General features: G+C 36.8%; 16 protein-coding genes and 3 pseudogenes. 10 read left to right on the top strand and 9 right to left on the bottom strand.

Translation table 11 applies throughout. The annotated features are described in order from the left end of the window. The first annotated feature begins 113 nt into the window (after positions 1-113). Positions 114-260 carry a transposase domain-containing protein gene (locus tag ABDZ53_RS03075; protein ID WP_281491804.1) on the top strand — a complete coding sequence of 49 codons (147 nt, stop codon included), beginning with the start codon at positions 114-116 and terminating at the stop codon, positions 258-260. Positions 261-343: 83 nt separating this feature from the next. On the opposite strand, the gene ABDZ53_RS03070 is transcribed toward ABDZ53_RS03075, so the two are convergent. Continuing rightward, positions 344-1,042 carry a hypothetical protein gene (locus ABDZ53_RS03070; RefSeq protein WP_343753857.1) on the bottom strand — a complete coding sequence of 233 codons (699 nt, stop codon included), beginning with the start codon at positions 1,040-1,042 and terminating at the stop codon, positions 344-346. 157 nt (positions 1,043-1,199) lie between these two features. On the opposite strand from ABDZ53_RS03070, the gene istA reads away from it, so the two are divergent. Then, on the top strand, positions 1,200-2,621 hold the full coding sequence (gene istA / locus ABDZ53_RS03065; protein WP_343753855.1) for an IS21 family transposase: 1,422 nt from the start codon (positions 1,200-1,202) through the stop codon (positions 2,619-2,621). After that, the gene (gene istB / locus ABDZ53_RS03060) at positions 2,621-3,352 is read left to right on the top strand and encodes an IS21-like element helper ATPase IstB (protein ID WP_343753861.1); all 732 of its coding nucleotides are present in this window, start codon (positions 2,621-2,623) and stop codon (positions 3,350-3,352) included. Before istA ends, istB begins: the two co-directional genes overlap by 1 nt. A 43-nt stretch (positions 3,353-3,395) precedes the next feature. On the opposite strand, the gene ABDZ53_RS03055 is transcribed toward istB, so the two are convergent. The 5 genes and pseudogenes from ABDZ53_RS03055 to ABDZ53_RS03035 form a co-directional block, all read right to left on the bottom strand. Further along, positions 3,396-3,926, bottom strand: coding sequence for a PHP domain-containing protein (locus tag ABDZ53_RS03055; RefSeq protein WP_343753853.1), 531 nt, complete (start codon positions 3,924-3,926; stop codon positions 3,396-3,398). 278 nt (positions 3,927-4,204) lie between these two features. Further along, the gene (locus tag ABDZ53_RS03050) at positions 4,205-4,702 is read right to left on the bottom strand and encodes a ParA family protein (protein ID WP_343753851.1); all 498 of its coding nucleotides are present in this window, start codon (positions 4,700-4,702) and stop codon (positions 4,205-4,207) included. Between the two features lie 323 nt (positions 4,703-5,025). Beyond that, complete coding sequence (locus ABDZ53_RS03045) at positions 5,026-5,580, bottom strand: Dps family protein (RefSeq protein WP_343753849.1); 555 nt, start codon at positions 5,578-5,580, stop codon at positions 5,026-5,028. A 40-nt stretch (positions 5,581-5,620) separates the two neighbouring features. Beyond that, entirely contained in the window at positions 5,621-5,851 is a 231-nt protein-coding gene (locus ABDZ53_RS03040; RefSeq protein WP_091482209.1) for a heavy-metal-associated domain-containing protein, read from the bottom strand. Between the two features lie 296 nt (positions 5,852-6,147). Beyond that, a pseudogene (locus tag ABDZ53_RS03035) lies at positions 6,148-7,575 on the bottom strand (heavy metal translocating P-type ATPase); the annotation flags it as partial. A gap of 223 nt (positions 7,576-7,798) precedes the next feature. Here ABDZ53_RS03035 and ABDZ53_RS12890 point away from each other — a divergent pair. The 5 genes and pseudogenes from ABDZ53_RS12890 to ABDZ53_RS03015 form a co-directional block, all read left to right on the top strand. Next, a pseudogene (locus tag ABDZ53_RS12890) lies at positions 7,799-8,128 on the top strand (DUF6431 domain-containing protein); the annotation flags it as partial. A 27-nt stretch (positions 8,129-8,155) separates the two neighbouring features. After that, complete coding sequence (locus ABDZ53_RS03030; RefSeq protein ID WP_161879794.1) at positions 8,156-8,341, top strand: hypothetical protein; 186 nt, start codon at positions 8,156-8,158, stop codon at positions 8,339-8,341. A 105-nt stretch (positions 8,342-8,446) separates the two neighbouring features. Further along, a complete protein-coding gene (locus ABDZ53_RS03025; RefSeq protein WP_343753846.1) occupies positions 8,447-9,685 on the top strand; it encodes a DDE-type integrase/transposase/recombinase in 1,239 nt (412 codons plus the stop codon). Then, positions 9,682-10,482: an ExeA family protein gene (locus ABDZ53_RS03020; RefSeq protein WP_161879796.1), complete on the top strand. Its 801-nt coding sequence runs from the start codon at positions 9,682-9,684 to the stop codon at positions 10,480-10,482. The genes ABDZ53_RS03025 and ABDZ53_RS03020 overlap by 4 nt, the downstream gene beginning before the upstream one ends. Before the next feature lie 21 nt (positions 10,483-10,503). Continuing rightward, complete coding sequence (locus tag ABDZ53_RS03015) at positions 10,504-10,746, top strand: hypothetical protein (protein ID WP_161879797.1); 243 nt, start codon at positions 10,504-10,506, stop codon at positions 10,744-10,746. Positions 10,747-10,959: 213 nt separating this feature from the next. Here the strand turns inward: ABDZ53_RS03015 and ABDZ53_RS03010 are convergent. The 3 genes and pseudogenes from ABDZ53_RS03010 to ABDZ53_RS03000 form a co-directional block, all read right to left on the bottom strand. Beyond that, a pseudogene (locus ABDZ53_RS03010) lies at positions 10,960-11,433 on the bottom strand (heavy metal translocating P-type ATPase); the annotation flags it as partial. Between the two features lie 89 nt (positions 11,434-11,522). Beyond that, on the bottom strand, positions 11,523-11,732 hold the full coding sequence (locus tag ABDZ53_RS03005; RefSeq protein WP_343753841.1) for a heavy-metal-associated domain-containing protein: 210 nt from the start codon (positions 11,730-11,732) through the stop codon (positions 11,523-11,525). Positions 11,733-11,897: 165 nt separating this feature from the next. Continuing rightward, positions 11,898-12,209 (bottom strand): hypothetical protein, encoded by a 312-nt coding sequence (locus ABDZ53_RS03000; RefSeq protein ID WP_343753839.1) that lies wholly within the window; start codon positions 12,207-12,209, stop codon positions 11,898-11,900. Between the two features lie 167 nt (positions 12,210-12,376). Between ABDZ53_RS03000 and ABDZ53_RS02995 the strand changes: the two genes are divergently transcribed. Continuing rightward, on the top strand, positions 12,377-12,961 hold the full coding sequence (locus tag ABDZ53_RS02995) for a site-specific integrase (protein WP_343753837.1): 585 nt from the start codon (positions 12,377-12,379) through the stop codon (positions 12,959-12,961). Between the two features lie 102 nt (positions 12,962-13,063). After that, a complete protein-coding gene (locus ABDZ53_RS02990) occupies positions 13,064-13,468 on the top strand; it encodes a VOC family protein (protein ID WP_106193140.1) in 405 nt (134 codons plus the stop codon). Positions 13,469-14,241 lie beyond the last annotated feature (773 nt).

Genomic DNA, 14,241 nt, shown 5'->3' with positions numbered 1-14,241 from the left:
TTGAGCACATAACAAGTTTCAACACATAATTTCTGTTATGTTCTTAGATACATAACAGAAAGAACTGGCTATTTTCGAAATCTTTTGAAGGTGCTCATGCCGTTGCGACTATTTTGAGTCTCGTTGAGACAGCCAAATCCAACGGATTACATCCACGAAAATATCTGGACTACCTCTTAACTTACCTTCCAAATCGACAAAATACACCTTTGGAGGCTTATTTGCCATGGAATCCAAAGGTGCAGATGGAATGTCGCTAGACATTCAGCATATTATACGCTTCGGACACTTCTCATTATAGAGGTGTCCGATTTTTATTTGTAGGTACTCAGCTATTCATCGCTTACGAATCATCTCTGTTAGTATTTTCATTAATATTCTTAACTTTATTAATACTGTCAAATATTCTATCTATTTCTTTAATTACTTCTTTCCCATGAATTAATGACTCTGTAGGAGAAAATGATGCTTCTCTTTTTTTAATTCTTAAAGCGCTTACGTTTCTTTGTTCTTCTTTATGTAGCTCAATATACATATTAATAAAATTACTAGGATTGCTTTCTTGGTAATTGATTATCTTTTCGAAGTTCAATTTAATTCTATCTTTTATTTCAGCTGAAATCGTAATATTTTCAGAAACATCATTTATTAATTTCTTGTAGATATCCTCGTATTTTTTAGCTTCGTAGAAATAGATATTCTGACCTTCTTTATTAAGAGCAGGAACTATATAGTTTTCTATCAATTTAGTTTTACCCGATCCTTTTTCTCCAAAAATAATATTAATATCATTATAAATTTTGATGGGACTTTTTAAATCTTTAAACTTTGATTGATTGCTACTCTCTTTTATTTCATAAGAAAAGGAATTGTATAATAAGTTTTTAATGAAGAGGTGAGGTTCAGACGCTAATCTGTAAAACTTATCAAATGAATCAATATGGAATTTAATTTCGGGCAGTTCTTTTTCTGGATATTTGGACCAAGATTTAACATCACTACCAAAAAGGGCCAAGTCATTATGTCCATTAATAATACCCATAGTCCTTATGTATATGGCAAAATAAAAGTCATGAATAGTGCAGAAAAAAATCCATAACTCGGGCAAAATAAAAAAGCCCATTGCAAGCACCCATACCAATCGCCTAAAATGGAGTTTGACCAAAAACTTCAGAAAGGCGTGAGAAAGGATGCTCACAATGGACCAAATTAATCATATCAGAAAATTGAGAAATGAAGAAGACTATTCTTTAAATAAAATTGCTATTCTAACCGGATACGATTGGAGTACTGTAAAAAAATATGCAGATGGAGACGTGTTGCCTAAGGAAAAGAAGGCGGTGAAGCGTGGCATGATGTACACCAAAGGTGTTGGGGATCAAACATACGGCGAAATTGTCGATGCGTTATTATTTGAAGACAGTAAGGAAAAGAAAAAAGATCGACGTCAAAAAAAGGCGATTCATAAAATTCTTAAGGAAGACTATGATTTCCCTGGTAGCTATCGCTTGGTATGCCAGTATATAGCAGATACTCATGAAGAAGTACAAAAAAATAAAGCTTATGAACGATTGGAACATCCGCCTGGAGAAGCACAGTTAGACTTTGGAAATTATCGGGTTTGTGAAAATGGAAAACTGAAAAATATTAAGTTACTTGTCTTGGTTCCGCCTTATTCAAATCGCTCATACGTTGCGGCTCTCCCACGGGAGAACAAAGAATGTTTCCTTGAAGGTTTGAAGCGCATTTTTGAACGAATGGGCGTTGTCCCTCGCACACTTCGTATAGATAATCTAGCAGCGGGTGTCGTTCGCTCAAGAGGGCGAGGTGAAGAAACTGTTTTTACAGATGAATTGAAGCACTTCTCAACTCATTACGGTTTTGAACCGATTGCGTGTAATCCCTTTTCTGGTCATGAGAAAGGATCAGTAGAAAATAAAGTGGGGTACATTCGCTATAATTTCTTTGATCGTATTCCTGAATTTGAGTCTTACCTTTCGTTTGAAGATTGGATCAATCATGAACTAGATGAAGACAGCCACCGTAGGCATTATCAGGAACATCTTTTGATTAGTGAGCTGTGGGAAGAAGATCGAATGCATATGCTTTCGCTGCCTGAAACTTCGTTTCCAATTTTCAGATACGAAGATTATAAGACCAATAAATATGGGGAGATACGTTTAGATGGACAATCGATTCATATTCCTAGAGCTGGTCGGAATCACCGCTTAACTCTTCAATTAAAATGGGACACATTCAAGTGCCTGAATCGAATGGGTGAAATTTTATATGAAGGTGTTCGCCCTTATATAAATGACTCTCAACCCGTTGATTGGTCGTATGTCTTTCAGACCTACCGAAAGAAGCCGCGGGTATTGAATCATTCGAAATACAAGAAACTTATTCCACCGAAAATTAAAAGCTATTTATTGGAGACGGATTTAAAAGAAAGAATAAAACGGATCACCCAACTACTTGAACTACTTCAAGAATTTGATTTAATTGAGATTGAAGAAAAGTTTGAAGACATCGTTCTTAAAAGTCTACATACACTTTCAGATGACTCCGCCTCTTCTTTATCTCTTTATGATGCCTTATCACCGAAGGTGGTGGCTCATTGATGGAAAGTGAATTGAAACAATTATGCAAACGAATGCGATTAGCTCATGTGTATGACTACGTCATACAGGAAAACGGATCAGAGGATTTTTATAATGAGCTACTTCAATGTCTAACTTATGAACAGCGTGAACGGGAGATAGCTAAAGCTAATCGCTTACTTAAAAAAGCAGGGTTCCGAACACATAAACGATTAGATGAATACGAGTGGCACAACCAAATCGGTATTCCAACGTCTATTTCGCGAGAAGAACTAGAGGCGTTAGACTTTATTCACCATAGAGAAAATCTTGTCTTTGTAGGGACGCCGGGAACAGGAAAAACAACATTAGCCACTGCTTTAGGCATAGAAGCTTGTATGAACGGCAAGGACGTTCAGTTCTACCGTGTCATGGATCTTGTAGATAAACTGCAAAAGGCGTCCCAGAAAGGGACGCTAGCCCGAGCACGTAAAAGTATTCTTTCATGTGACCTACTTATTCTTGATGAATTAGGTTACTTGCCCATTGATAAAGAAGGGGCTGAATTACTTTTTCATCTCATTTCAGATTTCTATGAGGAAAGAAGTCTTATCGTCACAACAAATTTAGAATTCAGTTCATGGAACAAAATATTCCAAGATCCTCGGCTTACAGGAGCATTGGTCGATCGTTTGATTCATCATGCCCACATCTTTTCTTTTGCGGGCACGAGCTACAGGTATACGAATGCACTATCGCAGTTGAAAAATTAATTAAATAGGGTGCTGCAAAGTTATGGAAAAACTTTCTGCATTATTATGGAATTTTTTCTTGCAAAATACACCTTAAATCATTTGGTTCTAAAATTATTATGTATTCTTTACAATCATCTCTTAATTTTGCTGTTTGTTGAGAAGTAAGTCCTCTTTCTTTTTCTTTGTAATAATAATGAGGAATAATGATTAAGTCTTTAGGGTCGAATTTTTTAATTTTTGATATAAAATCATCATATTTGATTTTAAAGGAATCGTATTCTCGATTTTCTTCATTAAATACATCAGAAAATGTATTTTTCACTGTTGAATTCGCTATAAGAATTATGTGTTTAGTTTGATTCCCGTCAAACTTAACATCTAATTCTATGCCAGGAAATACAGTTAAATCAGGATATAAATCTATAATTTCATTATATTCATTTAGATCAAATTTATTATGATTAGTTATAGAGCATATGCTGACGTTATTTTCATACATTTTCCTTCCAAAGTTTTCGGAGGATATTTTTCTACGATTACCATCTCCACTTTTTAAATTTTGAGTATGAAGATGAAGATCAATTTTATGCATTTAATCACCTCTATATTTTTATAAGTTAATATCATTATACATTAGTAATGACTTATATTAAAACTTTCACTAAAAAAGCCTCACCTACGGACAGTGGCGGGCTTTTACGTTACTCATTAAGAGCATAACTCATTACGTGCACTTATAATAAATTCTAAGTTAAAATTGTTCAAGTCCTCTAGATACCTTAAAAATTCATTGTACTTTGAATAATTTAGTAGCACCAAAAAAATTAAAATGCTGTTCTGTTTGAGGTTCTTCAATATTAAGAAATTTTGTTAAAACTTCTCAATATTAAAAGCTTGTATCCATATATCTAAAAATTCGGATATATTAGCATAACCATTGTATTTAGACATTTTTTCCAGCATTTCATATGTTCTTGGATTCAAACTGAAAGTATACTCCAGATTTAGATTCATATTTATATTTAAATACGAAATCAGCTCAATCAGTAATCTTTCATAGTCTTCAAAATTATTCACTTCATTTAAACTCTTCATTCCTCTAATCTCACTATCCTCATAAATACTACTACTAAAGGGTAGTAAATCACTTGCATATTGAAGTATGTTTTCATTCGCAGCCTCACTAGATTTATTATTATCATGAGTAAAAAGTGTTCCTAAACTTTTAAAATGATAACCCACTCTAAGAGTTTTTTCGTTAAAGAATTTAGTATATTTTATTGTACTCATAAGCTCTAGATGCGATGGTTTACTGTTTATAATCACTCCATCGGAAGCAGATAATGCATTATCTGAAATTAGCCCCATATCAGTGCTGGTTTCCTAAACACTTCTCTTTACTATCAATCCGTTGTGTTTTGTACCTATTTTCAGTAATCTATTACAGAACAAATCCGAGTGTTTTTCGTATTAACTGTAAATGAGTCATGTGAATTTCTCATGGTTTGTTTGGTAACTAAATCATAGGCGTTCATTGATCTTTTTTCATTTCAAAAGCAAAAATGGTGTCAATTAATCAAAATTAGCCCATCAATACCATCTATTATAGAAACAATTTGACAAACAAAAAAGGAACACGCAACTGTACTTTGTAAATTCGCAGTTACTTGTTCCTTTTCATCTATATTGTATTAGTCTTCCTCTTCATCGTGGTAATCATCATCTTCTAGGGCTTCTTTTCCTAAAAAGGCTTGCAACATCCAGATTTTTGTATCTAAGTCATCTTTAAATTCAATTAGCGTATCCTCAAAGACAACATTCTCTTCTTCTTGCGCCAAGTGAATGGCACGAATCGTTAATTCACGAGTTTCTCTGAAATCATCGATGATATTGTCAACCATTTCTTCGGCTTTTATATATTTATCTACTGGATCTTCTGATAGCATAGAATACTCGACAAGCTCTTTGGTTGTAGAAGCTGGTTTATATCCTGAAGCTAGCAGTTGTTCAGCTAAACGGTCAAACCATTTTTCATTATCATCATATAGTTCCTCAAATTTTTCATGTAAAGTAAAGAAGTGAGGTCCCTTTACATACCAATGATACTGATGTAACTTCACATGTAGTGTGTGAATATTCCCTAAAAGATGGTCTGTAATGGCTGCTGCATTTATTTTCGTATGATGCACATGATCTTTATATTCTTGTTCTTCTTTTAATCTTTCTTGTGGTGTTTTTTCTGACATGATTCATTCCTCCATTATTTTTTTGATTTTTTTAGTAAAACTACGCGGTTTTTACACGCGATCTTTTTACGCCATAACCTAAGTCTTGGATAGCTTTTTCTATGTCTTCAATTGATACAGTGTCGTCGAAGTTTACTTTTACACGGCTTGCATTGAACATCACTTTCAAGCTGTCTTTATCCACACCGTTTAAGTTACCAACACCATTTTCGATTTTTTGTAGACATGATGGACAAGTTAACGTTTCTAATTGAATATTTGCTTTTTGCATGATACATTCTCCTTTGAATTTTTATTTGTTATTTATTCATTCGATTTACCTTATTGACATCTATAGTATATTAGCTATTCAAGCTTTTAATCTTAATCTACATCAATTTAACGAGGTATTTTGTATTTCAATATTTTCATTTCTTACCTCTTATGCATCTATTCTAATCGAAGACTAGATAGATTGAATTGATGTAGATCAAGAATTAGTATTAATCTCCTAATTGTTTCTGAAATTTGTTCGACTATATTATATTGGAAATTCTACCGTAATCTATTTAGTTTTTATTGTATTTTTTATGCATGAACCTCTTTTGCGTTCGCCGTTTCTACATCAGTTCCTTTGAGTCTGTAGCGCAATAGTCTCATACCGTTTAAGATAACGACTAAGATACTTCCTTCGTGTACTAACATACCGATTGACATGTTCATCCAGTCTGAGAAGAAAACGGCTGCTAGAAGAACAAGTACAGTACCTACTGCAATGACAATATTTTGTTTCATATTATTGGCGGTTGCTTTAGTTAAGCCTAAAGCGTGAGGCAAGCGGCTCATATTTGAGTTCATTAAAACGACATCAGAAGTTTCAATAGCGACGTCTGTTCCGCTACCCATTGCGATTCCAATATCCGCAAGGGCTAATGAAGGACTATCGTTTACTCCATCACCAACGAATGCGACAATTTGACCCTGAGCTTGGAGTTCTTTGAGGTAGTCTGCCTTATCTTCTGGCAGTAAGTTTCCATGGGCTTCTGTTAATCCTAATTCTTCAGCGACTAAATCAACAGTACCTTGGTTATCTCCTGATAGTACGATTAAGTTTTTAACACCTAAAGCTTTCATCGCTTGTAAATCTTGTTTAATCCCTGGGCGAATTTGGTCACGAATCCCCATTAGAGCTTTCAACTCACCATCGACTGCTGTAATAACTAATGAGTTTCCACGTTTTTCGTAGGCTTCAAAATCTTCACGAGCTTCTTTTGTTAATTGGATATTTTCTTTTTCCATTAAAGCTACGTTTCCTATTGCAACGCGGTGGCCATCGACTTCTGCGACGATTCCTCCACCTTTTACAACGTTTGTTTCATCTACTGGATACATTTCAATATCGCCTAACTGTGAAAGAACCGCTTTTGCGAGTGGGTGATCCGATTCATTCTCGACACTTGCCAGATAGCTTAGTGCTTGATCTGCATCCCCATAGGTTTTAAATTCGGCAACTTCTGGGTTACCTACAGTTAGAGTTCCTGTTTTATCAAATAGAATCGTATCAACTTTACTAAAGTCTTGAATTACTTCTGAACCTTTTAATAATACACCATTTTTTGCACCATTTCCGATGCCTGCTACGTTAGAAACAGGTACTCCAATGACTAATGCACCTGGGCATCCGAGTACTAGTATTGTAATGGCCAACTCGACATTTTGACTAAAAATCCACACGATAAACGCTAAGACTAAGACGGCTGGTGTATACCACTGCGAGAACTGGTCAATAAAGCGTTCAGCTTCTGATTTTGAATCTTGAGCTTCTTCAACAAGCTCAATAATTTTACCGAAAGTTGTATCTTCTCCTACACGGTCTGCACGAATTTGTAGGGTTCCATTTTCTAAAATTGTACCTGCGAAGACTTCTGAATCTGTTTCTTTTCGAACCGGATCCGCTTCACCAGTGATTGATGCTTCGTTAATGTGACCTTCACCAATAACAACCGTTCCATCAACTGTAGAAAAGCATTCTATACCGATAAAAAAGAGGCGAAAAAAGGCAATGTGATCCAGCAGACGTGAATACACTGCTGGATCACATTGCTTTTTTTCTTGTCAAATGTCTCCAGCAAAGGTAAAATAAGGAAACGTATACAAATCTGACAGAAAGAAAGAGAGAAAAGGCGACAGCATTGGAGTTCACGCTCCCCTGTCTTCTTTTCTCTCTCACCAATACATAATGAATTATACCTTACTCTCCCCAAATAATAAAGACTTTCTTCTCGCCTTGTCGCACTTAGGCAGTACCCGTTTTTATCAAGGTCTTCAAACGGCCTACGACCGTTTCTTCAATGATTTCTTATCTATGCATCCCAGCTGCCCCAAATGTAATCATACAGCCATCGTCTTTTATGATGTATGTTCAAGAGAAGTATACCTTAATCACACCTACTCATTTACATTACAGATCGCTCGCGTACGTTGCGCTAACTGTTCTTGTCTATCACGGATCCTTCCGGATTATGTCATTCCCCATAAACGCTATGTTGTCGGCCTTATTTGTCTCGCCCTGGACGTTACCCAATCCGTGAGGAGTGTGTCAAATCGAACGGCCCTATCCACAAAACTGATCCGGTATTGGCGGACGCAGTACAAGAAATGGCATGAGGTAGGGCTGCAGGCGTTAATGGGTCACCTTCCATTGGAAGAGTATCCGGTATTTTTACAGAGCTATAAAGAAAGCTATGGGTATGCCTTCATGCAAGTTCTCACAGCACGCTGATCCATCATCGATTCTTTTTCTCATTTCACCGACTTTTACCTCTGCTGGAAAGCAGACGACTGTAGTAAGGTGGCAGTAGTCTATATAAGAGAGGAAGACAAAGAAATGAATGAAAAACAGCGTGAAGAAGTGGCATTAGCGAAGTTTCAAGTGATTGCGCCCATCTTAAACAAGGATTTTCCTGATGCCAGCCAACAAGCGTACTACGAACGCCTTAGTCAAGAGCCCTTAAAACGAGTCGATGGAAGTGAGTGGCGAGTAAAGCCTGGGGGTATTCGTGACTGGGTCTATTTGTATCGCAAGTATGGGTTTGATGGCTTAAAACCAAAAGTACGCACAGAGACCAGTACGAAAAGGCTGACAGATGATCAAAAACAGCGCCTGATTGCCTTAAAAGAAGAACGTCCTCGTCGAACAGTGACGAATCTGTATCATTATTTGAGCGAAAACGGTGAACTCAACCCGCAGACGGTTTCTTTATCCACGGTTCAACGGTTCATGCGTCAACAAAATGAACAGTATCGCTGGCGATCACCAGAAGACCGACGGTCATTTGAAATGGCTCATGCCAATGATATGTGGCAGATCGACACGTCCTATGGGCCTTATTTGTATGATGAAAAGGGGAAAAATCCGAAAAGGCTGTATATCATTGCGGCCATTGATGATGCCAGTCGCCTGATTGTCGGACAGGGTCTATTTTTAGAAGACACGGCTATCCATGTGCAGGAGGTGTTGAAGCAGGCGATGAAACGGTATGGCTTACCTAAGAAAATCTTCGTCGATAACGGGTCTCCCTATAAAAACAAGCAATTAGCCCTTATTCTTGCCCAACTAGGCATTGACTTAATCCATGCACGTGTACGTTCAGGTGCATCAAAAGCAAAAATCGAACGGACCTTTCGTACCTTAAAGGATGACTGGATGCCGGCCATCGACTATAAAGAATTTGAGTCCTTGACCGCTTTCAACGACTCCCTCACTGACTATATCAGGCAGAAGAACATAAAAGACCACCGGTCTTTAGGCCAGAGTCCCTGGCAGCGGTTTAGAGAAGACCAGATGCATATTCGTCGAAAGAGTGAAGAAGCCATCGAGCAGGCTTTCTTGCATACGAAGGAATACAGGGTGGATAAAACCGGGATTGTCAAACTGAAGGGAAAAGAAATCGAAGTCGGTTATGCGTACATTGGTCAGCGAGTGACCCTCAAATACACGACAGATCTGAGCCGCTTTTACCTCTATGAAAAAGATCAGCTTCACCCGGTTGAACCGGTCGATAAAATCAGCAACAGCCAGATCAAGCGCAAGCAGTATCGGATGACAGAAGGAGGAATCAAATGAGTCAGTCAGCCTTTTCTTATTACGGATTAACCACCAATCCGTTCACAAAAGACCACCCTTATACCTTTAAAAGTACGGATTACCTGGAGATGCACGCCCGTTTAGACCAAGTGGTCTCTCAAAAGGGTATCGGTCTCTATACAGGAGCCTCTGGCGTAGGGAAAAGCCGTATCGTTCATCACTTTCTTAACGGCTTAAATACGAATCTGTATACCTGTTGTGAAATCAAGGAGACACGGTTATCCAGTCGTGATTTTTATCAGGAATTAGCCATTGAACTGGGACTGGAACCGAGCCACAAAAAGGTCGTCAATTTTCGCAACATACAGGAACGCATTCGCCAATTAGAGAGTCAGCGTATCACGCCAGTCATTGTCCTGGATGAAGCCCAATTTTTGTCAATGGACATCTTTGAAGAACTGCTTCTTTTATTGAATTTTCAACGAGATACGGTCTCAAACACAGTGGTCTTACTTATTGGCACTGCCAGTCTGCTGGATAAATTACGGTATGCGTCCTTAGAGGCCTTAAGGCAACGGGTTATTTCTATTTATCACTGTACGGGTATTCAGCAAGATGAAGCGAGACAATACGTGGAGGCAAAACTCAAGAGTGCCGAAGGCAGTCTTCGTATCTTTGATGAGAACGCACTCACGTCCTTAATCAGCCATGCCCAAGGTAGTTTAAGGCGGTTGGATCTTTTAACAACAAAGGTTTTAGAAATAGGTGTAAAACAGCAACAGGTTCAAATCACCCTGTCTTTAATTGAATCGGCAACGGCCGAAATCTTATTTTGATCGGTATAAGGATCGTGTCTAATGGAAGAACAGGAAATATGGCAAGAGATCGAAACCTGTTATTTTGAACAAACGTATTCTCCCACATTGAAACTTTATATCCAACAACTCGTTCAGGCGTATAAAATTTCCAGCGAGGAAGCGTATTTGTTTTCCTATTCACAGACCAAGCAATTAATTGAAACAGCCATACAGCAGGAAGAAAGAGTTCCGTCGTCTTTTGAATCCAATGGATTTATGGAAGATCAGGATGTCTCATTTTAATGGAAAACAGAAAGAAAGTCCGAAGAGAAAGGAGCATACGCTCCCAATGCTCTTCGGACTTTTTTTAGTAACTATTGTAGAAGACAATCCGCTGGTCTAAACTGACAAACGTGCTGGAATAAACAGATTCTGTCGCTTAATTGCCTCATTTTCTTAAATAAAACTGCCGGAATAAAGTGACATTTACTGGCTGGATTATTTTGCTTTTCTACAATCAACTGGAACTTTTCCACCTGTACGGACTTGTAGGATATCGCCTTCGTCAACATCCCATACATCAACTTCTTCAAATTCACCATTTTCCATTTGTTTAAAAGCTACTTCTGGTGCCATTTCTGTCAATTCTTTAATCGCTGAACGAGTAGAGTTCAATGTGCGAGCCTCTAACCAGCTACCGAATAAGAATAAGAACGTTACAATTGCAGATTCTTCATAGTTTTGAATCAAGAAAGCACCGATAACAGCGATTGTAACTAAAACATCAATTGATATAACCTTGACCTTTAACGCTTGGTAAGCTTGAATGGCAATTGGTGCCACCCCTAAGATAGATGCGATAATAAATGTTGTATTAAAAACGGCTGCGTTACTAAAACCAAAATGTGCGATAAATCCTATAACGATTAAAATTCCTGAGATAAGTGTGATTTTATTTTTACTGCTTAATATTTTTTGCTGAAAACCCATTTCTTTCTCCTCCTAGTTTGTACTTGTTGACTCCAGTATACCCTGCGCTTTTTCATTTAAAATTGACCCCAATCAACTTTCATACGTTATTATATTTTCTTTGCTGAATATCCAATCTCTTCAATCTTATGAAGAATTTCTTCTGATATTTTATTGTCTTCAAATACTACTCTTGCTTTGCTTCTATCAAATAAAATTTTTATTGTTTCTATCCCCGTTAATTCATTTACATTGTCTATGATTTTTTGCATACAAGATGGACAGGTCAATTTTTCTAATTGAAACGTTATCGTCGTCATCTTCTCTCTCCTTTATTTTTTTAGTCATTACTCTGAATGTTTTGATTACACAGTTAGTATAGACCGAATATTTTGTTTGCGAATTGATTTATATCAATCTTTTACATTCATTTAAACATTCGAATAAAAAAATCACTATCCGTTAAGATAGCGACTCTTTTTCTTTTATGCACCATGTTCATCTTGTAGAATCTCAAGTTTTTGAAGGACAGTATCTATACTATTGGGATCTAAATTCGAATCATCAAATTCCGCTCCATGCCCTTGAATCAGCATATTTAATTTCGGCTGCAAGCCAGTAATATCATGCGCTGCTTCTGGTATCTCACAGTTATGCGCGACTAACAAAGCGTCTGCTTTTTCGTGAAAAGTATCTAAAGAGTCTAAAGCCATATTAGAATCATGAAATGTTACACCATGGTCTTCCAGTAAAAAAATTAATTTTCCATTTATGTCATTTGCTATATTTTTGTCCATTTCTATAAATCCTCCGCATTTGTATTTTTGTTACATCTACAGTCTACAAGAGGTAACCGCTGTAATAATTGTTGCATATCAATAAACTGTGTTATTATTAGAAATACTTTGAATGTATAGACACCGTTCTAAAACAAAATTTAAATTTGAATATAACTAAAGATACAATGGTTGAAAATTTAGATGTAAACGGATATACGTACTTTAGGATATTATCGTATAGCGGTGCTCGAAAATCGGAAATATTAGCTCTTAAATGGTCTGATATCGACTTTGATACTTCTACCCTTAACATTAACAAAACGCTCTCTAGAGGCTTAAATAACAAGATTATCATGCAACCTACTAAGACAGTGAACGGTAGAAGAATTATTGATATGGATAATGACTCTATGAAGCTCTTGAAGCAATGGAAGATGTATCAGGCTCAATTCATGCTGAAACTCGGTTTTAATACCAATTCACCTGATCAGCTTGTCTTTTCAAATACTAGAAACAATTTCTACTCAATTAATGTACCTAATGAACGCATGAGGAATGTCCAAAAACGTAATGTTCTTAAAAGAATTACTGTTCATGGGTTGCGACACACCCATTGTAGTATCCTCTTCTCTATGGGAGCTTCAATAAAAGATGTTCAGGCTCGCCTAGGACACACAGATATTCAAACAACAATGAATATCTACGCTCACGTTACTAAAGAAGAAAAGAAAGATACCGCAGATAAGTTTGCGAAGTTTATGGAGAATTAATAATAATAGTTAAAAGAGAGCTCAATTATTGTTACGTGATTAAGTCTCCGATACTTTATATAAATATTAAGTAGTTCATAAAAAGGGAGAAGGGAATATAAAATGGCTAATCTAGGATTTACGTATCTATTCACAAATAATATGAGTGAGACGAAAAAATTTTATTCAGAAATATTAGCATTAGAGCTTATATGGGATGAAGAAGACGATATTGCTTTTAATATAAACAACCATCAGTTATCCATTCAATACCACAAAGACTTTAAGAAAGCTTCTCCTTTGTTTTCCATCCAACCTGGATGGAAAGGTGGGGTGGCACCTAGGACGAGTTGGTCAATAGCATTTGAATCGAATGAGTACAATCAAGTCATTGCTAGATTGCAAAAGGAAAGGGTCAAGACATACCATAGCGTGCCACAATGGGTTGGTTACTGGAGTTTTCCAGTCTTAGATCCAATGAATAATACGATTGAGATAACCTGTAGTGAATATGAGATTAATGGTTGACTTAATTCATCTGTATATAAAAAATATCACTAAAAATAAAACCATTACCCTTTTTCCAGTAGTAATGGAAATGGTAATGGTTGGTAATGGTTTATAGCAGTTGCAAGAAAAGTTCAGAAATAAAAAAAGCTTCGGCTACGCCTTCGCCCTTTTTGGGATAGTGCGTAGCCTTTACTTTTTGAGTTCTGAATAATCATAGATAATACCGTGAACACTCTTATAATAAACAGGTACCATTTCATTTCCACATCGTTCACAACTAAATCTTGGGGGATCCATCGGATCTCCACCATCCATACTATCGAAATGTTTGACTATCTCTTTCGGAATCTCTTCTCTTTCTTTACATGTTCGACAAATGAACTCTATAGCGTTCGTTGATTTCTTTTTCGCGTTGGTCCCAGTTGAACCGATATTTTTTAATAGCTTTTCGCGTTGCTTCTTTTTTCTTACATTTATACGTTTCCGACTCAATGATTTCAATCTCCCGATTAATATATTTTTTGGCAAGTACATCGTTCGCAAATTGAAGGGTTAGGTGCCCTTTTTTGAGCACAGCTATCCCTCGGAACTCCATCACATTGCCACATTCCGAACATTCCAAAGGATCTTCTCCAAATGATTCTATGCGTCGCTCCCGCCAACCTACCGGTTTAATCATTTTCTTCGCATTAATCAACACGCGTTGGGCTTCACGTTGAAATTGTTTCACCACTTCTTTCATGAGCGTCTTAATTCGACGAGAATACAACCCATAGTGGCGAACCATTTTA

Origin of the sequence: Alkalibacterium iburiense (genome assembly GCF_039521845.1) — a bacterium.
GTDB lineage: Bacteria > Bacillota > Bacilli > Lactobacillales > Carnobacteriaceae_A > Alkalibacterium > Alkalibacterium iburiense.
This window is presented reverse-complemented; position numbering and strand designations above follow the sequence as displayed.